Source organism: uncultured Thermosynechococcus sp., assembly GCF_938074695.1.
In the GTDB taxonomy this organism is placed as follows: Bacteria; Cyanobacteriota; Cyanobacteriia; order Thermosynechococcales; family Thermosynechococcaceae; genus Thermosynechococcus.
The window spans coordinates 1-22,071 of record NZ_CALJEM010000049.1 but is presented as its reverse complement, the minus strand read 5'-3'; the positions used below and the strand labels follow the sequence as shown (position 1 = coordinate 22,071).

The window sequence follows — 22,071 nt, the reverse complement described above, 5'->3', positions numbered from 1 at the left end:
CAGGCCATCTTTCAGGGGTCTACACCCCCTAGAATGGGGGGCAACTGGGTTGACCGTTGTATTGTCTGTGGCAGCTGCTGCGACTCAACAGACAATTTTGACAGCGATCGCCCCTTTGCCCCTTTCGTTGGCGGTGGGTTTGAACCTAGTCAATCGTAAAAAACTAGATGATCGGTTCCAAGTCGTTGTGCAGCAACAGGAAGCGAAAATTGCTGAACTGGTTGCTTCCCAAGGCCAGCAGCAGTCAGAGTTGGGCAACCTTACCCTGACCCTTGCCCAGATGCGCGATCGCCTTGAGGATGTGCAGAAACAGGTGATGCAGCTCAGCCAAGGGACACAGCATCTCCACGACTACACCCGCATTCTCAACACAGAGCAAAAACAAATTGAAGAAGTGCTGGATTATCTGCGGCAGATTGAGAAAAATACCCAAGTCATTCAAGTGAACCCCAGTCATGCCAAGGCCTACTACAATCGGGGACTGACCCACCAGCGTCTCGGGGATGCCGAAGCGGCAGTTCTCGACTACTCCGAGGCCATTCGCATTAATGAGAACTATGCCAAAGCCTACCACAATCGCGGTGTCGCCCGCTCGACCCTTGGCGATCGCAAGGGAGCAGTGGAAGATCTGCGCACAGCGGCGAAGCTGTTTTTTGAGCAAGGGGACATTAGCAGTTATCAGCGGGCACGGGATCTGGCCAAGCGCATCCATGATGTGGGCAGCATTGAACCGGAAAATCACGAGGTACCCCTAGAACTCCTCTTCTCCTGAAGAACGCTTCATTTTGCTGCTGACCCTGCATGGATAGGGGCAAAATCCCGCATTATTCTGAGAACTGTTGTTCTTAATGGTTGAGGCTGGTTGTTGGCCACGGCTCAGGCTGCCCAAATCTCCCGTTACCGGCTGGTAGATCTAGCCGGTCAAGGTCAGTACGGACAAGTGTATCTGGCTGTCAATCGAGAGTCGGGTGATCTTGTGGCGATCAAGGTGCTCAACGAGCGGCAATTGCTGACCCGCGGCTTTCTGCGGGAATTGAATTTTCTGCTGACGCTCCAACATCCCCATGTGGTGGGCTGTCGGGCGATTGACTACATTCGCTTGCGCCATAGCTCCCAAGTTAGCCGTAGTTTGGTGATGGACTATTGTGCAGGGGGGACATTGCGATCGCTCCTAGAACAGGAACAGGCTTTACCCCTGACCACCGCCTTGCGCCTCACATTGGATGTTCTTTCGGCCCTGGCCTATGCCCATCATCGCGGCATTCTCCACTGCGATCTCAAACCGGAAAATATCCTGCTGGAGGTGACTGCTACGGGTTGGCGGGCAAAGGTGTCTGATTTTGGCGTTGCGCGGCTGATTGAGGAGGTCAAAGGCAGTGGTCAAACGGGATCCCCTGCCTATATGGCACCGGAGCGTTTCTATGGTCAAACAATGCCCGCTTCGGATCTTTATGCGGTGGGAATCTTGTTGTACGAGATGATTGTTGGCGATCGCCCCTTCCACGGCACCCCTGCTGAACTCATGGCTGCCCACCTCAGCCGCCCCTACGCGCTGCCGGCAGGACTGCCCTTTCTAGTGCGGAGCATCCTCACCAAAGCCTTGGATAAATTACCGCAGCGACGGTATAAAAGTGCAGCGGAAATGACGATGGCGGTGCAATTAGCCCTAGAGGTGATCGAAGCAGAGCGTCATGAGCAGCCGCTGTTGTTTTCCAAGGCGCCGGCGGCGGTTTGGCTGGGGGAACCCCAGGGCTACTCTTTAGCAAGACCGCCCCAACAAGTTGCCGGTACGGCCACAGGGTTCTATGGCGTGGTGGGCGATCGCCTCTGGGCTTGGCAAGCTAGGGAGACTGGGCCAGAAGAGGTGGGGCAATGGCCGCTACCACCGTTGCCGCGTCAACTCTATGGCGGTGAAGTGAGTGCTTGGCTGCAACTCAATGGGCTGCCCCCCCAACTGTTCTGCATTCATGACCAGCTTATTCCCATAGACTGTCGTCTTCACTCTACCTTGAACCGATTCACCATTGATGCCACCGGTTACTGGTGTGCAGAAACCCAGATTGAGAGTGCAGCAGCGGAACTACAGCTTTATATCCAACTCATGAATGGTCAAGGGCAGCGGACTCTCCGTTGTCAATGGCATGGACAGACTTTTGTGGAGACGCTCCTGGTCAATCGTCGCTATGGCTTGGTGATCAGTCGATCCCAGCATCCTGAAACGGAACATTCCACAACCCATTTTCAACTGTTCGACCGCCGCGGACACTGGCGACTACACACCCAATTACCTGTTCCCCTGACATTGTTCACCCCTGCCCATCACCAGCCATGGCAACTCGCAGCGTTTGAGGACCATCCGCAACAGCCCCTGTTGGTGCTCTTACATTTGCGGCCTTGGCGGGTTCAACGCTTGGGCCTGCGATTTCGTCCTCAATTTCTCTGTGCCACACCCTGGGGTTACGTGGTGGCGGGTCGTCATCGTTTGCATTTAGTCACCCACAGCGGTGAAATTGTCGGCACGGCTGAAAGTGAACAGGAGATTTATGGCCTCGGCTTTACGGGCGATCGCCACCTCTGGTTGATTCGTCAGCACCGAAACGAGTATGTCTTACAAACATGGGATGTGACCACGTGGGAGATTGATCTCATCCTCTAGACCAGCAGCCTATGATAGAAGGAATCGCCGTGGGATATGACCCATGAAACAGCCCCAGATTCTCAAAATTACCCGCAAAGCTGCCAGTCTCAAACAAAAGCAAAAGCAGCAGTTCCCTTCCACCACCCATGATGCAACGACAACAACGGTGGCCTCTGAACCCGTCGTTGAGGTGAGCGATGGTGACAGTGCCCAAGGGCGTCAACATTGGTGGAGTGAACGTTGGATTGGTGTCCTAGAGTCCTTTGGTTGGCGCCGACGGCTAGAGCGGGCACGCAATTATGTGCGCGAAGGACGGGTTCTCACATTGGAATTCAAGGGCAACCAAGTCCATGCCCAGGTGCAGGGCACAGCTCCTGAACCCTATCACGTCAAACTGCATTTGGATGCCTTTAGTGAAGAGCAGTGGCAATATGTCATTGATGGCATGGCACAAAAAGCTTTCTATGCCGCCAAACTCCTAGCGGGGGAGCTGCCCCCCAGTATTGAAGAAGTCTTTACCCAAGCCGGACTGAGTTTATTTCCCTTTACCAAATTTGACATCCACAGCCGCTGCAATTGCCCTGATCCGGTGAATCCCTGCAAGCATATTGGCGCCGTCTATTATTTACTGGGGCAGTACTTCAACGAAGACCCCTTTTTACTCTTTCAGTTGCGGGGCAAAACCAAAGAGGAGATTCTCCAGCGCCTACGCCACTATCGGGCAACAACTCCCTCTCCTGTGCCCGCCCCCCCACCCCTTTATGAGCCGCCCAAAACCGATGCTTCTTTTTGCCAATATCGCCAGCCCCTACCCCCAGAGTTAGTGGTGCTGGTTCCCAGTGGTCAACCCTATGCTGTGCTGTCAGTGTTACCCCCCTTTCCCCATGAGGTGCCCAGTGAAGTGGCACAGTTCATGGCCACCCTAGAGCAGATGTACAGCAGTGCCAGTCTTGCGGCCTGTCAGTTAGCGATGAGTGAACCGCCGGAGGCGTGATAGCGATCGCCCAACCTGTCAATAATATTCACCATTTCTGAATTGCTCCAGCCCGCCAGCAGATGGGCAGCAATCGCACAGCCCCCGGCACCAACACCTTCCTTGACAAACCCCTGCTCATAGGCACGCAGGGCAGGATGACGGGATAGACTGAAATCCAGTTGAGTGTAAAGGAGCGGACACCGGGCACGCTCTGCCAACCGCTGAATTTGAGCCGTTCGATCCTGAATCAGCCAGCGGGTGGTGCCCACCACAATTTGGGCGGGATGCCAAGGAAGCTGACGCTCTTGGGCGATCGCTCGCGCTAAGGCATAGACCGCCATCATTTGTGACCCCCCCGCTAGCAACACACCACAGGTTTGACTGGCTCGCAGCAGCATAGCGGCAACCACCACCTGCATTGGATCGCCAATCGCCGCGACACAGGTGAAAGGATCGGCCTCAGCAGGGAGATGGGCCAGCCCCTGTTGCACCAGTTGCCACTTTTGTTCGTGGTTGCTCTGGCGATGGCTACTGCCCACACAGTCGCGAGCAGCAATCCCCAAACTTTCGCACAGGGCAAGGGCAGTGGTTGTACCGCCCACTACGCATTCAGCAACGATGAGCCACGGATATTCACTACTGAGCTTGGCCCCCCAAAACCATCCCTGTTCCCAGAGGTGCACTACGGTTTGGGCTGTCATGGCTTGACCCGTGGTGAGACAGCGCGCCGGTGTGCCCCCCAAGTGAATCATCTCCGGCAGAGGCGGTAGGGGTAAACCGGCATCAAAGACGTAGAGGGGCAACGCCAAAGCCTCAATGAGGGCACGACTAATGAGGGCAGGGGAGGCTCCCGCCGTCAGGGGTGGTAGAGGATAGTGGTAGTGGGGTTGAATACCTCGCAGCAGGAACTCGCCGTCCGCTAGGGCGGTGCGCCGGCGATCGCTGGGGGTTTGACCCGCCGCCGAGATTCCCGGAATTAATGCTGTTTCCGTAAAGCCAAGAACACAGACTAGGGCAGGAAGGGCGGGGGACTGGCAGTGGCGATCGCCCCACGATCTCACCACAGCCTCTTGTGTTGCAATGCCAATCATACTAACCGACTGACAATTCCTGACCACTGCACCTGCTTTAGACGTTCACGGCGATAGGAAAAAAAGGATTCAGCCTCGCGAAACGTACAGTGGGGACACAGGGCAATCTGCTCCTCCCTTAATCCCAATTGCAACAGTTGCAAACGATTCACCCGTGCCACATCCAGCCGCAGTCGCCCCGCCTCAGGATCAAGAAAGACTGCCTCTGGGTCTAAAGCGGCGAAACGTTGATAGAGATCATCGCGCTCAATAGTTTCCGTTACCCCCTCAAGAATAGTCTGGCCCAAGGCACGGGCAACATTCAGCCCCACTTGATAGACTTCACCGCGGATGGCAGGCCCCATGGCAATCCGTAAATTAGCCAGATCACTGCCCAATGCTTGCATCTGCCGGAGCGTGGCTCGAGAGATTTGGGTTGCTGTCCCCCGCCACCCCGCATGAATCGCCGCCACCCGTCCACTGGCGACATCGGCAATCAGCAAGGGTACACAGTCGGCACTACAAACCCAGAGGGCTTGATTAGGCTCTGTGGCCACAAGGGCATCGGCTGCCAAGCGTTCCTCACTGGTGAGAACTTCTGTTCCCAAGGCAACGCGATCGCTATGCACCTGTTGAGTGCGTAAAGGAGTTGCCCTCACTCCTAAAGCCGCAGTTAGAGTAGTCAAATCCTGGCCTTGCCAATCCCGACTAAAGAAACCGTGGGCAAACCCCTGCAGCAGATCACAGGTGAGAAAACGCCCAAGGTCAGTGGTTTGCCAGTGCCACATCGCCGCTAATCAGCCATCCCATTGACGACCAAAGCCACAATGACAATACATTGACAATATAGAAGAGAATATGGAAAAAGTTTGGCTCCCTCCTAGGCTAATCCACTTCAGGGGAACGAGAGCCTGAAAGAGTGGGCACATCAAAGAGTACTGTTGTCATGTAGCGTTCTGCCCAAGCCCTGCCAAATGCCTTTTCAAGAACACGACGGGTTTTATCGTTCTGCTGCTGCTGGTGACAGTACTGGCGTTGCCCCGCAATCACTGCTTCCGGGTGATCTGTGGGCACAGCTTGCCGGCTGAGTTGGCAGTGGAGTGTGAGGTACTCGCCAATACGATCTAGAAATTGCTGTTCCTCCCTGTCCCCCTGTGGCCGAATGAAAAGACAAAAAGGCGAGAAAATATGTCCCCAGGGGGGCAACTCACGCGGTTGACTAAAGGTGAGCTTCGGCAAAGCACTTAAGGCGGATGTATAGGCAGCGGGCAACTGCCCCGTCACAGGGGAGAGGTCAACAATCGCGGCACTAATTTGTCCGCGGCCACCCACAAGATCACAACCAAACATTGGCAGATCGTAGTGGGGTTCTGGAAACATGACGCAGTGCAAAATATCGAGGCTCTCCCCCACCCGTGCTAGTTCTAAGTGAAGTTTCCGAAAGGGCGGCGCCTGGTAGCAGTGGTTCTCAATTGTTAGCCGCTCCCCCTCTAGTTTGCCCTCCACATAACCGAGATCCTCAGGCAGGGCGTAGGGGGCTAGGGGCAAAGCAGTCCGCCAAATCTGCTCAATGCGATCGGCAAGCCGTTGAATCAAAGGATGCTGGTGTTGACGCAAAGACATACCCTCGATCCTACCCCAACTCTAGGGCGCTTGCGAGGGGGCGATCGCCCCCGCTAAACTAACCAAGAGTCCAACAGCCGAGGAATCATGCAAACTCAATTTGCCGCTGTCATTGACCCAAAACAACTGCAACAGGCAATTCACGCAAGTCAAAAGTTTTTATTCTCCCAGCAATATACCGAGGGCTACTGGTGGGCAGAATTGGAGTCCAACGTCACCATGACCGCAGAGGTGATCCTGCTCCATAAAATCTGGGGAACAGAGCAGCGGTTGCCCTTGGCCAAAGCCGAACAGTATTTGCGCAACCAGCAGCGGGATCACGGCGGTTGGGAGCTGTTTTACGGCGATGGCGGCGATCTCAGCACCAGTGTTGAGGCCTACATGGGTCTGCGGCTTTTGGGGGTTCCCGAAGAGGATCCGGCCTTGGTCAAAGCACGGCAATTTATCCTCGCCCGCGGCGGCATTAGCAAAACCCGTATCTTTACGAAGCTACACCTTGCGCTGATTGGCTGCTACGACTGGCGGGGGATTCCCTCCCTACCCCCTTGGATCATGCTCCTGCCCGAGGGCAGTCCCTTCACCATTTATGAAATGTCCAGTTGGGCGCGCAGTAGCACCGTGCCGCTGTTAATTGTCATGGATCGCAAGCCCGTTTATGGGATGAACCCCCCTATTACCCTCGATGAACTCTATACCGAAGGACGGGCAAACGTGGTCTGGGAACTGCCGCGTCAGGGAGATTGGAGTGATGTCTTTGTCGGTCTCGATAGCGCCTTCAAACTCCTTGAAGCCTTGAACATTCATCCCTTCAGAGAACAGGGGCTAAAGGCGGCCGAAGAATGGGTGCTAGAGCATCAAGAAGCCAGTGGCGACTGGGGCGGCATTATTCCCGCCATGCTCAACTCCCTTTTGGCGCTGCGTGCCCTTGGCTATGCTGTTGATGACCCCATTGTACAGCGGGGCATGGCAGCGGTGGATCGCTTTGCCATTGAAACAGAGACTGAGTATCGCGTGCAGCCCTGCGTTTCCCCCGTTTGGGATACGGCTTTGGTGATGCGGGCCATGGTGGATTCAGGTGTTGCTCCCGATCATCCCGCCCTGGTCAAAGCCGGCGAATGGCTGCTCTCCAAGCAAATCCTTGACTATGGGGACTGGCACGTAAAAAACAAAAAAGGTCAGCCGGGGGGATGGGCCTTTGAATTTGAGAATCGCTTCTACCCCGATGTGGATGATACAGCAGTGGTGGTGATGGCACTTCACGCGGTGAGACTGCCCAACGAAAACCTAAAGCGGCGAGCCATTGAGCGGGCAGTTGCTTGGATTGCCTCAATGCAGTGTCGGCCGGGGGGGTGGGCAGCCTTTGATGTGGACAATGACCAAGATTGGCTCAATGCCATTCCCTATGGCGATCTCAAGGCAATGATTGACCCGAATACTGCCGATGTCACCGCGCGGGTGCTGGAGATGGTGGGGCGCTGTCAGTTGAACTTCGAGAGTGGTGCTCTTGAGCGTGCCCTTGCTTACTTGCGCAATGAGCAGGAACCGGAGGGCTGTTGGTTTGGCCGCTGGGGGGTGAACTATCTTTATGGCACCAGTGGTGTCCTAACTGCCCTTTCCCTTGTGGCTCCTCGCTACGATCACTGGCGCATTCGCCGTGCCGCTGAGTGGCTGGTGCAGTGTCAAAATGCCGATGGTGGCTGGGGTGAAACCTGCTGGAGCTACAGTGATCCTTCCCTCAAGGGCAAGGGAGAGAGCACTGCATCCCAAACGGCGTGGGCGCTCATTGGCCTTTTGGCCGCCGGCGATGCCACGGGGGACTACGCCACAGAGGCGATTGAAAAAGGTGTAGCTTACCTGCTGCAAACGCAGCGCCCGGATGGTACATGGCACGAGGATTACTTCACCGGCACGGGCTTTCCCTGCCACTTTTACTTGAAATACCACTATTACCAGCAGCACTTTCCCCTTACCGCCTTGGGACGCTATGCCCGCTGGCGTAACCTGTTGGCCTGTTAAGCAAGATTAGAACGAGCGCAGTTGTTGCTGATAGGCTAAAGTATCTGTGCCACACAGGGGCTGGGGGCTGACAACACAGTCATTGCTGAAACCAGAGCGGATTAAATTTTCGGCAATTAGCTGGCGATCGCGGGGCGCAGGATGGGTACTCAATATCGTCGGCGGTGCCCCTCCCTCCCGTTGCAGTTTCTGGAGAAACGTCACCATGGCCCGTGGATCATAGTTACTGCGGGCCAGCAGCCCCAGCCCATAGCGATCGGCCTCTAGCTCCTGCTCTCGACTGCGGGGGCGTCGAAAGGCTAGTTCCATGGCCATTTGGAGTCCGCGATCGCGATCCAAGCCCACAGCCGTCATTACACCCTGGGCGATCGCCATCTGTTGTAGTTGGCGAATTACATGGCGCTGGTCAATATGGCCGATCTCGTGGGCAATGACACTGGCCAGTTCTGCCTCATTTTCTGCCCGCTGCATCAGTCCTGTGGTGACATAGACAAAGCCCCCCATCGTCGCATAGGCATTCACTTGGCGGTCTTGGATGATGTGGAATTGGTAGGGAAGTCCCCGGCGTTCGCCCACACTCACCAAGCGGGCGCCGATGCTACTCACATAGTTTTGAGCCGCAGGATTCTGCACAAGGCGCATCCCTTGACGTAGCATCTGCTCATGAATTTGTTGCCCCAAAGCTACCTCTTGACGGGGTGAGATATTCGAGAGTTGGATGACCTGAATTCCCTGCAACAGCAACCGCTGCCAGAGGTTTTGTGCCTGTGCGGCAACGGGATGAAGGGCGATCGCCACCCCACAGACCAAGCTGACTAATAGGAGAAACCAACGTTGTTTTTTCACGGCTAACACTTTGCTTGATGTACTCCCACAGGCTAAAGCTGGCGGATTCTTATTACTGGTTCAGTGACGCCACCTACAGTCTCAGATTGCCCCTCCACCATAGAGGCGGCCGTTTCCTTAGTCGTTCTCTCGTTCGAGGCGGTTCCCCAATGTCCTTGGGTACTGCTTTTAATAGTGCTCGCTATCTGCAAGTCTGCGTACACCACAACAGTCTCATATGCCTCATATGCTATTGTTGCGCACTGAGCCAGCTAATCGCTTAGTCTTTAGGTTGGCGCCAGACCTTGAGATTTATAACACGGTCAACTCTACCACAAGGAATCAAGGAAGAATATATGTCGTCGCTAAAGCCGCCAAAGCAAGAAGTCCTGAACGACGGTTTGAAGGGGTAGAAAGAAGGGAAGAACTACCAAAATCCGTCGCAGTGCTCCGCCCATAGCCGCAGGCTTGGGGAGTGGTGAAGCGGCGGCTAAGTGACATTAGAAGCGACTAAAGGTTATAATGCTCTTTGAGAAGCGCTGTCGGGCGGACAGTGCTGAAAATGCCCCTGGAGAGGTTCTGGCGGGGGTGTCCTTTGGGGCGTCTAGCTAAGACTCTGTGAACGGGGAATCTCCCGCTATACGCTTTGGCGTTAGCGGGATGAGCGTCAACTTGTCCTGAACTCGCAACTGTCCTTCAAAATCTGCTGACGTACACCTAGGGCGCCGGCTTAACCAGTATGAGCGCCTTGTTTTCCCCCATTGATTGCGTGTTCAATTTTGGAGCCAAGGGATATACCCGAATGCTAAGGTCTTGACCACAATTCTCGAGCCGACTAAGCTGCCCTTATAGCGACAGTCCCCTTGTGGAGTCTCCTAATGGGTATCCAAGTTATTGCCACCACTCCCTTTCAGGATCAAAAACCCGGCACCTCTGGGTTGCGTAAGGCGGTATCGGTTTTCCGGCAGCCCCACTATCTTGAAAACTTTATTCAAGCAATTTTTGACACCATTGAGGCACCGCAGGGGCAAACCCTTGTTCTGGGAGGTGATGGCCGCTACTTCAATGCGGAGGCGATTCAAGTCATTCTTAAGATGGCAGCTGCCCACGGCTTTGCACGGGTCAAGGTGGGGCAAAATGGGATTCTTTCAACGCCCGCGGCTTCCTGTGTCATCCGCAAGTATGGTGCCATCGGCGGCATTATTCTCTCAGCCAGTCATAATCCAGCCGGTCCCCAAGGAGATTTTGGTATCAAGTTCAACATTGCCAACGGTGGCCCAGCACCGGAGAAGGTCACCAATGCCATCTATGAACGCAGTCTTGCCCTTACCCATTACAAGATTTACAAGGCACCCGATGTCAATCTGCACACCCTTGGGGAGTTTCCCTTGGGTGAAATGATTGTTGAAGTCATTGATCCGGTGGCCGATTATCAAGCGCTGCTGGAGAGCCTGTTTGACTTTGATCACATTGCCGAGACAATTCATACCGGGAAGCTGCGCCTGGTTTTTGATGCCATGCACGCCGTTACGGGACCCTATGCCCACCGGATTCTTGAGAAACGCTTAGGAGCGCCCCAAGGCACGGTTCAAAATGGTGTGCCGCTGCCGGACTTTGGCGGTGGGCACCCGGATCCTAACTTGGTCTATGCCCGTAACCTAGTACAGCAACTCTTTGGTGAGCACCCTCCCGATTTTGGGGCCGCCTCCGATGGCGATGGCGATCGCAACATGATCTTGGGGGCAAACTGTTTTGTTACCCCCAGTGACAGCCTGGCCATTCTGGCCGCGAATGCCCAACTTGTGCCCGGCTACAAAGAGGGATTAGCCGGCATTGCCCGTTCCATGCCCACCAGTCAAGCCTCTGATCGCGTGGCTGCCCGACTGGGAATTGACTGCTACGAAACTCCCACCGGCTGGAAGTTCTTTGGCAATTTGCTAGATGCCGGTAAAGTCACCCTCTGTGGGGAGGAAAGTTTCGGCACCGGCTCTAACCATGTACGCGAGAAAGATGGCCTCTGGGCAGTGCTCTTTTGGTTGAACATCTTGGCAGTGCGCCAAACCTCTGTGGCCGAGATTGTCAAAGCCCACTGGCAAACCTATGGCCGCAACTACTACTCCCGCCATGACTACGAGGGTATTGAGAGCGATCGCGCCCACACCCTGATGAGCCAACTGGAGCGAAAACTCCCCAGCCTAGTGGGTCAGACCTTCGGCAGGTATCGCGTTGCCACTGCCGATAACTTCAGCTACACCGATCCAGTGGATCACAGCGTCAGTCAAAATCAAGGGATTCGGCTCATTTTTGAAGATGGCAGTCGCATTGTCTATCGCCTATCGGGAACGGGAACTCAAGGGGCAACGCTGCGCGTCTATTTGGAGCGCTTTGAACCCAATCCTGCCCAGCAACACCTCGATGCCCAAGTGGCTCTGGCTGACTTGATTCAACTGGCCAAGGAAGTGGCGAATATCCAAGGGCTAACAGGTCGCGATCGCCCCACCGTCATCACCTGAGTGCCATGAAAATTCTCCACCTGTCCGATATTCACCTAGGCAGTGGCCTCAGTCATGGTCACATTAACCCCGCTACGGGCTTGAACACGCGCCTTGAGGATTTTATTGCCGCCTTGGCTACCTGCATTGATCGCGCCCTCAGTGAACCGGTGGATCTAGTCCTCTTTGGCGGCGATGCCTTTCCCGACGCAACACCCCCTCCCCTAGTCCACGAAGCCTTTGCCAAGCAATTTCGCCGCTTAGCAGATGCCCACATTCCCACTGTGCTGCTGGTGGGCAACCACGATCAACACGCCCAGGGACAGGGGGGCGCAAGCCTCAGTCTCTATCGCACCCTTGGGGTGCCCGGCTTTATTGTGGGCGATCGCTTGACCACCCATCGCCTTGAAACTCGCCAAGGCAGGGTGCAAGTCGTAACTCTCCCTTGGTTAACCCGCTCCACCCTCCTCACCCGGCCGGAAACCAGTGGCCTTTCCCTTGCTGAAGTGCATCAACTGCTCCTTGAGCGGCTGCGCCTCGCCCTTGAGGGGGAAATTCGCCAACTCGATCCTGCCTTGCCCACTGTCTTACTTGCCCATGCCATGGTGGACACGGCTCAGTACGGCTCTGAACGCTATTTAAGTGCTGGCAAAGGCTTTACGATTCCCCTGAGTCTTTTGGCGCGCCCCTGCTTTGACTATGTTGCCCTTGGTCATGTCCATCGCCATCAAGTCCTGTGCCAAGATCCGCCGGTAGTCTATCCCGGCAGCATCGAGCGGGTGGATTTTGGCGAAGAGGGAGAAGAAAAGGGCTACGTCTTGGTTCACTTAACCAAGGGCAAAACCCAATTTCAGTTTTGTCCCCTCCCCACCCGCCCCTTTCGCACGATTCGTGTAGATCTCACCGCCGTGGAAACCGATCCCCAAGCCGCACTCCTGGGGGCGATCGCCGGCGAGGACATCACCGGGGCGGTGGTGCGGCTCATGTATCAACTGCGCCCCGATCAAATTCCCCTGATCCACCTCCATGAACTGCAAAAAGCTCTTGAAAGCGCCCACAGCGTCAGCCTTCTGCCCCAACTCGTCAATAGTCAGCCCATTCCTCGGCTGCCGGACGTTGCCCTAGAACAGTGCCTTGACCCCAGCCATGCCTTGCAACTGTATCTGGATCATCACCCTGACCTTGAACCTCTGCGGCAGGATCTGCTAGTCGCCCTCCAAACCCTTGATGGCAATCTTGAGCAAGAGAGTCAAGATCCTCCAGAGATACCGCGATCGCCCGAACCTGTGATTCAGCAACTGGAATTGCTCTCCTAACTTGAGATTTTCTGGGGTGGTACGGGTGTGCAACATCACGGGAACTCGAATTCTGGATGGTGCACCAAGAAAACGGGAAGGCTCTGCTTAGAATCTGCGGAAGAAAGGGCAAGAGGGTGCGCTGCTACAAACTTGTTTCTTGAACTTGTTGACATTTTTTCTCATTTGTCTTAGGCTGAATTTTAGTGTTCTCCTCTCTGAGGAATCGGCAGGCGGGGTCGGTCATTACGACGACCCCATTTTTTCTGGCGCTGCTTTTGCAAGAACGATGTCACTTAACCCCCACTAGGAGAGTAGGCTATTGATAGAAATTTTCAAATCCTAGGGAGGGAAGGTAGCGGCTCCAGTACCACAGCACGGTATAGGGGGTCATCAAGTCAGCCTCTTCTTGGGTCTTAAAGCTGGCAATTTTCCGGCAAACCCATGGGACACTGTGATGGTCAGATCGGGATTCAGGGGTTGGGGCAATTCATCAAGGGCAGCCAAGCCATAGCAGAAGCTGAGAATATCCTCAGTTTCCTGTGCCTTCTCCACCAGCGATCGCAGGTCTTCAACACAAGGGGAGGCTCAGGGGCAATTCGGTGTAGCCCGCGCACAGCCATCATTCGCGCGTCTAGATCGTAGGCTCACTGCTCAATAATTAACTCAAAGGTGTCAATGGCTTAGGGATGGCTAGGGTCAATACTGCCCAGGGCGCAGGCGAGGGCAATCTGGTGGGACTGCACCACTGCTAAAGCCAAATGGCGCTCCAAGCGGGCAATGATCTCTGAGTGCCGCCCGCCCGCAAGGTGCACACACTAACCGGCAAGAATCCCCTCCTCCAAATAAGAGGAATCGCGAAAAATCCCCAGGACAGTACGGATGGCTTCCCGCCTCTCGGAATCTTTTGCTGCAATCAAAGGAGCTGCAACGTCAATCTCAGGCAAGCGGAGTGTTGGGGAGAATGGAGCAGCTGCCCTAAAAATAGTTGTAGCCGGCGCCCCATTGCCCTCTGCCCAACCCCAGCTACCAGGTCGGGGTCTAGCTCCTTGAGCCAATGCCCTCTTTGCAGGTATGCACTCACTGGGCAAATTCCAGACAAAATTTTTGACCAAACTTAACGATGACTCACTCCACCCTATCAACAGCCAAAGTCACAGGGGAAGGATGATCCCTATCACAACTCAAGAGTGCTTTCCGTGGCAGACTACAATCAAGGTTTGCGATATGCTCATGTTTAACCCACTTACCATTCGGTTTTGGGGCGTACGCGGCAGTATTCCCTGTCCAGGCTCCCACACTGTCCGCTATGGCGGCAATACCCCCTGCGTGGAAATTCAGGCCAATGGTCAACGGCTAATTTTTGATGGGGGTACGGGTCTGCGGGTTTTGGGGGAGCACTTAATGGGTCAACACCCCGTGGCGGCACATTTATTCTTTACCCATACCCATTGGGATCACATTCAGGGCTTTCCCTTCTTTCAGCCCGCCTTTGTACCGGGGAATCAGTTCCATATCTACGCCGTGCCGGGCAAAAATGGGCAGGGCATTGAACGCCGACTACATGATCAAATGCTCCACCCCAACTTTCCTGTTCCGTTGCAGATTATGGGGGGGGATTTGCGCTTTTATGACTTAGAGGTTGGTGAGCAAGTGCACCTAGGCGGCGGTGTGGTGGTGAGGAATGAAGCTCTGAATCATCCAGGCGGGGGGGTAGGCTATCGCGTCAGTTGGCAGGGCATTCATGTAGCCTATATTACAGACACAGAACATTTGCCCGATCAATTACATCCGGGGGCCTTTGCCTTGGCTGACCGCGCCGATGTAATGATTTACGATGCCACCTATACCGATGAAGAATACCACCACCCGCAGCAGAGTAAGGTGGGGTGGGGACATTCCACATGGCAAGAGGCGGTTAAGCTTGCCCAAGCAGCCCAAGTTAAACAACTAATTTTGTTTCACCACGACCCCAGCCACGACGATGACTTTCTCGATCGCATTGGCGAGTTGGCACGGGCACAATTTCCGCACACACTGCTGGCGCGTGAGGGTCTGATTATTGCCGTCTATCCAAATGTGATACACTTCCCAACGACGCCCCAAGCAAGTTAATGCCTGTGTTGCCTGTTGTTCTTTTACCGGGATATTTGGCGGCGGCTCCTGACTACTACCCACTGCGGGATTATCTGCGGCAGTTAGGGTTTGTGGCGGAGGTGGTGCCCCTCAGGGTACGCTCGTGGTTTCCCACGCTGGGGGGGCGATCGGTGGCGCCAATCTTACGGGCTTTGGATACCACCATTCAAAACATCCTAAATGAAACAGGAGCCTCCGCCGTACATCTCATTGGCCATTCGGCAGGGGGCTGGATTAGTCGCATTTACCTAGGAGATCAGCCCTATGATGGCCAAGTTTGGGCGGGTCACAAATGGGTGCATACCCTGATCACCTTAGGTACTCCCCATCGAAGTCAGGAGCGTTGGACACGCCGCAATCTGGACTTTGTTAACACCACGTACCCCGGTGCTTATTATGCGCAAGTTCGTTATGTGTGTCTGGCGGGCAAGGCAATCTATGGTACACCGCGCGGGTCATTTGCCAATTGGTTTACCTATCAAAGCTATAAACTCACCTGTGGCGAGGGTGCCTGCTGGGGTGATGGAGTGACACCGGTGGTCGCAGCCCACCTGGAGGGGGCAGAGAATCTCGTTTATGAAGATGTGCTCCATGCGCCGCGCAGCCGCTTCCGCGATCGCCCCCATGCCCCTTGGTATGGTTCCCCGCCCATTGTGGCTATGTGGCAGCAGTATTTGAAAGCTAGTTAGAGGGCACACCGCTCAAATTGCCAGCGGTAAACAGGCAGTCCTTTGCGGAGGACGCATTTTTCCCGTTCCGTCGCCACGGGCCAAGGACTCTGGGGCAACCAATCGGTACAGGTTGAGCGAAAGGCGGGATGGGCACGAAACTGCTGCACCATAGATTCTGCCACCTCAAGGACATCCGATTGGAGGACAACCCGCCCACCGGCGGGCAGAAGGGCGGCAAGGAGCGCCACCAGTTCTGGGGTGACGACGCGGCGTTTATGGTGGCGGCGCTTGAACCAAGGATCTGGAAATTGAATCGTGACGGTGTGCAGGGGAAGCCCAGTGAGGATTTTGCCCAAGTGCACGTTGGCATTGCCCCAAAGGTAGTGGAGGTTGCGAAGTTGCTGGCGATCGCGCCGCTCATTGGCCAATACCACCAGGGGGTGGCGAATTTCCAAACCTAGAAAATTTTGCTCTGGGTACAGCGCTGCCATTTCCAGTAAAAACGTCCCCTTGGCACAGCCAATGTCAAGGTGCAGGGGCTGCGAGGGTTGTGCGTAAATCGTTGACCAGTCGGGAACCGCAATATCTTGCTGGAATTTTTGACTTAGAGGGTTAACATGTTGTCGCACCCGTCCTGCCATGGCGCGATCGCTCATCCAAAACTTCCTCACCTACTGCCGCTATAGCGTAGCGTAGATCACTGCCAAGTTAGAAAAAAAACTGCCCTCACAAGCTGAGGACAGCAAAAACCACCTAGGGCAATCGTGGTACGGCTCCAAACTGGGGGACGGGCGAGTTACTCTTTCAAGAAACCGCTGTAGGCTTCCATACCATGCTCGCCAATATCCAAGCCTCTGAGTTCCTCGTCTTGGGAAACACGAATACCAAGGGTTTGCTTCAGGGCTAACCAGAAAATACTCGTCGTCAACACGGTAAAGCCACCAATACTCAGGATGCCGATAATTTGGGCAATCAACTGAGTCACCCCATGGCCGGTCAGGAGGCCTAAGTCTTTGTCAAACAAGCCAACGGCTAAGGTGCCCCAAGTGCCGCACACTAGGTGAACCGAGGTGGCCCCCACAGGGTCATCAATTTTAATGCGGTCAAAGAAGAGGACGGCATAGACCACAACGACACCGCCAATAGCACCGATGATGACAGCACTCCAGTAAGACACACTGGCACAAGACGCTGTAATGGACACTAGACCCGCCAGAATGCCGTTGATAATCATGGAGAGATCAGGCTTACCAATGGCTAGCCAAGCTGTCATTGTTGCTGCCAGACCAGCTGCTGCCGCCGCTAAGTTAGTTGTTACCGCAATGTAAGGCACAGTTTCATTCGCAGCCAATTCGGAACCGGGGTTGAAACCAAACCAACCGATCCAAAGAATTAAACAGCCAAGCATGGCAAAGCCCATGTTGTGCCCCGGTAAGGCTTGGGGAGTCCCGTCAGCCGCATATTTGCCAATTCGGGGGCCTAGGAACGCAGCCCCCATGAGAGCCGCCCAACCGCCTACGGCATGTACTACCGTCGAACCGGCAAAGTCCTTGAAAGCAACGTTTTCACCGAGAAAGCCGATATTGCTAAGGAGGCCACCTCCCCAGACCCAGTGCCCCGTAATTGGGTAGGAGATACCAGTCAGCAGGAGGCTGAAAATTAAAAAGTCCACAAACTTAATCCGCTCGGCGACAGCACCGGAAACAATGGTAGCTGCAGTTCCGGCAAAGGCTGCTTGAAAGAGAAAGGCGACGGGGATGGGTAACCCCTTGGGAAAGGGTTCTAAACCGTAGGTTTCGGGGTTTTCACTGCTGAGGAAAAAGCCGCCCCAGCCGAGAAAGGCATTGCCCTCAGTCCCAAACATCAAGGAGAACCCGATCGCCCAGTAGGCAAGGGTGGCCAAGGCAAAAACAATCAGGTTTTTAGCAAGGATATTGACCGCATTTTTTTGGCGGCAGAGGCCGGTTTCCAGCATGCCGAAACCCGCGTTCATGAAGATCACCAGAATCGCTGCAATCAATACCCAGATAGTATTGAGTACCCCTTGAACGTCTTCAGGGGTGAGGGGCTTATCCTGTGCTTGAGCAGCAACTCCCCAGACTGCAACAATAATAAGAGCGAGAGGAATACAGGCCACAAGGGCGGGCGATCGCCAGTAGAACTTGGGTCGCCAGTCGAGGGTCAATAATGGACGCTTTTGCCGTCTAGCACGTTTCAGTTTTAACTTGGACATCGGTTTCATTCCCAACGGTTATAGAGTAGAGTTGCGCATGAGTTCAGCGGAGGAGAAATCGCAGTTGCGGCACTATCGTGCCAGAAAGTCATCTGGCTGTTGTTTGGCTTGAGTTAAGTGAAGCCTTGACCCGCAATTAACCTTTGATTGCACCAGTTCTCAGATTGGAAAATCTGTATCGCTCTATACATTTACCTTGACGGCCAAAACCGCCTATCCTAAGAAAGGCAAGTGGCATCAAGGCTGCGGCTAACGTTGTTAAAACGTTCCCAATAGGTGTGAATGGATACGATCTGGGAGTTGGATTTTTATTCCCGTCCTCTGGTAGATGAAAACAACAAAAAAATCTGGGAATTGCTGATTTGCGATCGCCGGCAACACTTTCGGTTCAGCAAAACTTGTGCCGGAGCTGAAGCCAATGCGCGCTGGTTAACGGCTGCCCTCCAAGAGGCCATGGCTCAATGGCGACAGCAACTGGGACTGGCAGAGGGGGTTCAGCCGGAGCGGGTACGTTTTTTCCGCCGCGCCATGGCCAGCATTATCACGCGGGGGGGAGAAGCGGCAGGCTTAGTCATGGTGCCGAGTCGGCGCACATTTGCCCTTTACAATTGGTTGCGCGATCGCGCCTTGAACTTCTATCCAACTTTGGCCAACTACCAAGCGGATCTGGCAACGCCTCCCCAGTTAATTCCCCCTGCACCGCAACCTTTACCCTCCGCCCTGCGGGGCGATCGCTGGCAATTTAGCGGCCTTGTCCTTGGGGAGATGAAAACTGCTGCTGAATGGGAACTGCCCTTTGGCGAGGTACCCCCACTGCCCTTTTTGACCCTCAGCGACGATACCCTGCTACCCGGATTAATCATCTATTCACAGCGGGCACTGCCCTTGGCGGGTTGGCTTTCTGGCTTAGAGCCAGCCTCTCTCAGTTTTGAGGAGAAACCCCAGCCCTCGTTGGTGTTGGAAACGGGAGCCAGCGATCGCTGGGTGCTCATTAGTGGTCGCAATCCCCAGATTCACAAGGAACTTGCTGCCTTTAGGGACGCCTGCACCCAAAGCCAAGGACTGCACTTTATCGCCGTGAAAGAGAGACCCGAACAGGAGGCGCTGCAAGGCTTTTGGTTGTTGCAGCAGGCGCCTGAAGTTTGACTAGAGCAGCTTCTCAAGGCCATAGATCAAGCGTTTGAGTTGCGTGACTTTGCGAATGGCCAGCAGTACCCCCGGCATATAGCACTGGCGATCGCTGGTGTCATGGCGGAGGGTATAAATTTGCCCCGGTGCCCCAAAAATCACCTCCTGATGGGCAATCAGTCCAGGGAGGCGGACACTGTGGATGCGAATTGCAGCGTCAGCACACGCCCCCCGCGCCCCGCTGAGATGTTCGGACTCCTCCACTTGGGGCGGGTTAAAGGTTTTGCCCAATTCGGCTAAGCGTTGGGCGGTTTGGATAGCCGTACCGCTGGGCGCATCCGCCTTTTGGTTGTGGTGCAGCTCAATGATCTCCACATGGTCAAAGTACTGGCTCGCCCGAATGGCCGCCTCCTGGAGCAACACCATGCCAATGGAAAAGTTTGGCGCAATCACAGCTCCCATATCGGCTTTGTCCACAAACTCCGCCAGCTCTTCAATTTGCTCCGGACTCAAGCCCGTTGTCCCCACCACGGGATACACCCCATAGGCGATCGCCGTGCGCACATTCTCATACACTGCTTGGGGATGGGTAAAATCCACCATCACCACCGGTTGTTTTTCTTGGGCCGCTGCTACACACACCTCTTGCAAGCTGCCGCTAATCGGAATCGCAAGGGTTCCTAACCCCAGTGCTGCACCAATATCTTCCCCCACCTGCTTGCGATCCACCGCGGCATAGAGGCTCATATCACTGGCTTGGGAAACCGCCTTAACCACTTCACGCCCCATCTTGCCCAACGCGCCGGCCACTATCACCAGAATCGGTCTATTCATTGATTACTCCAATGCAGGTTAATGGCTAGGATACCGCCGAATAGGAGACAGCAGCCTTCCTTTAAGATGGGAGGCCAAATAAAAGACCTAGAAAAATTGAGCCAACCTTAGGAGAATATTAATTAATTGTTAATTAATGTGTAGTACTCTATAGACAGATTACGATTCCAAAGATTTAGGTTATGATCGGCCACTTTAACTTTCCTGAGCTAATTGCCAATTGCCAAGCATGGACGCCCAAACGTTCTGGCTACGCAGTCTATCCTCTAGATCACCATAATCCTGAGCTGGCCTCCAGTCTTTATCGTATTGAACCGGGGCAAGCCAATTATCCCCACTACCACCACCGCGGTGATGATATTTTCCTGATTGTTTCGGGGGTTGGTGAATTGATTACTTGCCCGATGACCCCTCCGGCCACCTCGGTGGCAGCCAGTGCCTTAACCCGCACACCGGTGGAAACGGGTTCTTTTGTCCATGTGGATGCCCAATGCCTGCACTGGCTGCGAAACCTCTCTGCCGATCAGCCGCTGTACTACTTGAACATTGCCCCCCTCTCCCACGAGAGCGATCGAGTGGATGTCACTATTGAGGGCTGGTGTTAATCCCTTGCAGCGTTCAACGGCAATCGGCTCTCCTATTTGATTCAATCAATGTAAATTTGCTTGGGAAGCAAAATATGCTAATTGCAGGTTACCTCTCCTAAACGTCGAGGGAACTTTGTCCGAATTCTCCCTCGGCGAACTGCTACGCTATCTAGAAGAGGGGAACAAATCCGGCTGTCTTTTACTCCGCACCATAGAAACACAGTCTCCCCTCCGCCCCTTAGCAAAATCAGTAAAACCGGCAACGGAGGTGCGTCTCTTTTTCAGCCAAGGCAAAATTGTTGCCGCTACTCCCTCTCCTGACGGCAAAGGCCTACAGCACCTGCTTGAGAAAGGAGGCTGGTTGCGGGCAAGTACCTTGGAACGACTCTTGCAGGTACGTCCTCTCACCACTCCACTGGGTCTCTACCTGAAAGAACAGGGGATTCTGACCTCAGAAGATTTGCAACTGCTTTTTAAGCAGCAGGTACTGACGCCGATTCCGCGCCTCTTTGCCCTCAAGGAGGGGTGGTTTGAGTTTTCCTCGAGTTCATCACTCCCTTGGATTGAAATGACCGGCCTCAGAGCCTCACCCAGGGCTATTAGCTTGAGCGGCTTGCGGCTGCTGAAGGATTGGACAGCCCTTTTAGATAAACTGCCCCTCCCAACTTCAACCCTGGTGAGCACTATTGAGGGGAGTCCCCCCTACCGCCTCGATCCTCAAGAGTGGCAAGTGTGGGAATACGTCAACAGCAACTTAACCTTGCAGGAGATTGCTGAGTGTCTTTGCCTGTCACTGTTAGAGGTGCAGAAGGTCACCTCTCCTAAACGTCGAGGGAACGTTTTTGTCTCATGGTAGCAGGCCTTGTGGAGGAAGTGCTCCAAATCTCTAGGGAGGATGACACTGCCATTGAACCGACGCCTACTGTCATTGCACCTCCTAGACCCCTGAGTGAACAATTCCTGCATCGGCTCCTTAATTTTCTTAAAGCTTCCTCTCCTAAAGGTCGAGGGAACCTTAAAGCCAGTTAGAGCAATCCGCTGCCTCTTGGCTACAAAGCAGGGGATTTTACAAAGACTGATGGTCAGGCGGCAGATTCTCGTCAAACCGAATGCTCGGAATGCTTCTGTTTCTGTAGATCCGAAAGGGCAGCTTGTGGTGGCAGTGCGTGCCCCTGCACAGGAGGGTAAGGCAAATCAGGAACTCATTGCTGTTTTAGCGGACTATTTTCATCCCGCATTCAGTTGGTCAAGGGGCACACTAGTCGCCATAAAGTAATTGAACTCCTAGAGTAAGAGCGACCTCTCCAAGACCTTTCCTGCCGTCAAGGCCGAGGGAACTCTAGAATAGGAAGAAGTGCTGTGCGATGCGCCTATGTCCTTTGATATTCCCTCGGCAAAATCCTTTATCCTCAGCGGTGCCCGTCCTCACTACAGTCCCGATCGCCCTGGACAGGTGGAACATATCTTTCTTGACCTGACGCTGGATTTAGAGGCGCAAACCTGCTGGGGACAGTGCCACATTCACCTGCGTCCGCTCCACACGCAAG

General features: G+C 54.5%; 20 protein-coding genes. 12 read left to right on the top strand and 8 right to left on the bottom strand.

The genetic code is table 11. From position 1 onward, the window contains the following. The 3 genes from Q0683_RS07720 to Q0683_RS07710 all read left to right on the top strand — a co-directional run. On the top strand, positions 1–772 hold a 772-nt coding region (locus tag Q0683_RS07720), incomplete at its 5' end, for a tetratricopeptide repeat protein (RefSeq protein ID WP_298977122.1). 93 nt (positions 773–865) lie between these two features. Continuing rightward, positions 866–2,656: a serine/threonine-protein kinase gene (locus Q0683_RS07715; protein WP_298977120.1), complete on the top strand. Its 1,791-nt coding sequence runs from the start codon at positions 866–868 to the stop codon at positions 2,654–2,656. Positions 2,657–2,699: 43 nt separating this feature from the next. Continuing rightward, a complete protein-coding gene (locus tag Q0683_RS07710) occupies positions 2,700–3,632 on the top strand; it encodes a metal-binding protein (protein WP_298617310.1) in 933 nt (310 codons plus the stop codon). On the opposite strand, the gene cobT is transcribed toward Q0683_RS07710, so the two are convergent. From cobT to Q0683_RS07695, 3 genes are all read right to left on the bottom strand, one after another. Then, on the bottom strand, positions 3,599–4,705 hold the full coding sequence (gene cobT, locus Q0683_RS07705) for a nicotinate mononucleotide-dependent phosphoribosyltransferase CobT (RefSeq protein ID WP_366142737.1): 1,107 nt from the start codon (positions 4,703–4,705) through the stop codon (positions 3,599–3,601). The two genes, Q0683_RS07710 and cobT, sit on opposite strands and share 34 nt — an antisense overlap. Then, entirely contained in the window at positions 4,702–5,472 is a 771-nt protein-coding gene (gene pgeF, locus Q0683_RS07700; RefSeq protein WP_298612086.1) for a peptidoglycan editing factor PgeF, read from the bottom strand. Before pgeF ends, cobT begins: the two co-directional genes overlap by 4 nt. A gap of 97 nt (positions 5,473–5,569) precedes the next feature. After that, positions 5,570–6,307 carry a phycocyanobilin:ferredoxin oxidoreductase gene (locus Q0683_RS07695; RefSeq protein ID WP_298612089.1) on the bottom strand — a complete coding sequence of 246 codons (738 nt, stop codon included), beginning with the start codon at positions 6,305–6,307 and terminating at the stop codon, positions 5,570–5,572. An 87-nt stretch (positions 6,308–6,394) separates the two neighbouring features. Here Q0683_RS07695 and shc point away from each other — a divergent pair, with 87 nt between their 5' ends. After that, complete coding sequence (shc, locus tag Q0683_RS07690) at positions 6,395–8,323, top strand: squalene--hopene cyclase (protein WP_298612091.1); 1,929 nt, start codon at positions 6,395–6,397, stop codon at positions 8,321–8,323. Between the two features lie 6 nt (positions 8,324–8,329). On the opposite strand, the gene Q0683_RS07685 is transcribed toward shc, so the two are convergent. Continuing rightward, entirely contained in the window at positions 8,330–9,169 is an 840-nt protein-coding gene (locus tag Q0683_RS07685) for a M48 family metallopeptidase (protein WP_298612094.1), read from the bottom strand. A gap of 857 nt (positions 9,170–10,026) precedes the next feature. Here Q0683_RS07685 and Q0683_RS07680 point away from each other — a divergent pair. Continuing rightward, positions 10,027–11,661 carry an alpha-D-glucose phosphate-specific phosphoglucomutase gene (locus Q0683_RS07680; RefSeq protein WP_298977114.1) on the top strand — a complete coding sequence of 545 codons (1,635 nt, stop codon included), beginning with the start codon at positions 10,027–10,029 and terminating at the stop codon, positions 11,659–11,661. Positions 11,662–11,666: 5 nt separating this feature from the next. Then, on the top strand, positions 11,667–12,956 hold the full coding sequence (gene sbcD, locus Q0683_RS07675; RefSeq protein ID WP_298977112.1) for an exonuclease subunit SbcD: 1,290 nt from the start codon (positions 11,667–11,669) through the stop codon (positions 12,954–12,956). Positions 12,957–13,618: 662 nt separating this feature from the next. On the opposite strand, the gene Q0683_RS07670 is transcribed toward sbcD, so the two are convergent. Continuing rightward, positions 13,619–13,750, bottom strand: coding sequence for a hypothetical protein (locus Q0683_RS07670; RefSeq protein WP_298616208.1), 132 nt, complete (start codon positions 13,748–13,750; stop codon positions 13,619–13,621). Between the two features lie 418 nt (positions 13,751–14,168). Here Q0683_RS07670 and Q0683_RS07665 point away from each other — a divergent pair, with 418 nt between their 5' ends. Then, a complete protein-coding gene (locus tag Q0683_RS07665) occupies positions 14,169–15,050 on the top strand; it encodes an MBL fold metallo-hydrolase (RefSeq protein WP_366142518.1) in 882 nt (293 codons plus the stop codon). After that, positions 15,050–15,760: a triacylglycerol lipase gene (locus Q0683_RS07660; RefSeq protein ID WP_298616212.1), complete on the top strand. Its 711-nt coding sequence runs from the start codon at positions 15,050–15,052 to the stop codon at positions 15,758–15,760. Before Q0683_RS07665 ends, Q0683_RS07660 begins: the two co-directional genes overlap by 1 nt. On the opposite strand, the gene trmB is transcribed toward Q0683_RS07660, so the two are convergent. Both trmB and Q0683_RS07650 read right to left on the bottom strand, forming a co-directional pair. Continuing rightward, positions 15,757–16,383 (bottom strand): tRNA (guanosine(46)-N7)-methyltransferase TrmB, encoded by a 627-nt coding sequence (gene trmB, locus Q0683_RS07655; protein ID WP_366142738.1) that lies wholly within the window; start codon positions 16,381–16,383, stop codon positions 15,757–15,759. The genes Q0683_RS07660 and trmB overlap by 4 nt on opposite strands. A gap of 155 nt (positions 16,384–16,538) precedes the next feature. Then, positions 16,539–17,984 carry an ammonium transporter gene (locus Q0683_RS07650; protein ID WP_298616216.1) on the bottom strand — a complete coding sequence of 482 codons (1,446 nt, stop codon included), beginning with the start codon at positions 17,982–17,984 and terminating at the stop codon, positions 16,539–16,541. 273 nt (positions 17,985–18,257) lie between these two features. Between Q0683_RS07650 and Q0683_RS07645 the strand changes: the two genes are divergently transcribed. Continuing rightward, on the top strand, positions 18,258–19,121 hold the full coding sequence (locus Q0683_RS07645) for a Tab2/Atab2 family RNA-binding protein (RefSeq protein WP_298616218.1): 864 nt from the start codon (positions 18,258–18,260) through the stop codon (positions 19,119–19,121). Here Q0683_RS07645 and dapB read toward each other — a convergent pair whose 3' ends face one another. Continuing rightward, positions 19,122–19,937: a 4-hydroxy-tetrahydrodipicolinate reductase gene (gene dapB, locus Q0683_RS07640; protein ID WP_298977109.1), complete on the bottom strand. Its 816-nt coding sequence runs from the start codon at positions 19,935–19,937 to the stop codon at positions 19,122–19,124. Between the two features lie 182 nt (positions 19,938–20,119). Here dapB and Q0683_RS07635 point away from each other — a divergent pair, with 182 nt between their 5' ends. From Q0683_RS07635 to Q0683_RS07625, 3 genes are all read left to right on the top strand, one after another. Then, the gene (locus Q0683_RS07635) at positions 20,120–20,542 is read left to right on the top strand and encodes a cupin domain-containing protein (protein ID WP_298977107.1); all 423 of its coding nucleotides are present in this window, start codon (positions 20,120–20,122) and stop codon (positions 20,540–20,542) included. 115 nt (positions 20,543–20,657) lie between these two features. Beyond that, on the top strand, positions 20,658–21,380 hold the full coding sequence (locus tag Q0683_RS07630; RefSeq protein WP_298977105.1) for a DUF4388 domain-containing protein: 723 nt from the start codon (positions 20,658–20,660) through the stop codon (positions 21,378–21,380). A gap of 222 nt (positions 21,381–21,602) precedes the next feature. After that, the gene (locus Q0683_RS07625) at positions 21,603–21,800 is read left to right on the top strand and encodes a DUF167 domain-containing protein (RefSeq protein WP_298977124.1); all 198 of its coding nucleotides are present in this window, start codon (positions 21,603–21,605) and stop codon (positions 21,798–21,800) included. Positions 21,801–22,071: the final 271 nt, after the last annotated feature.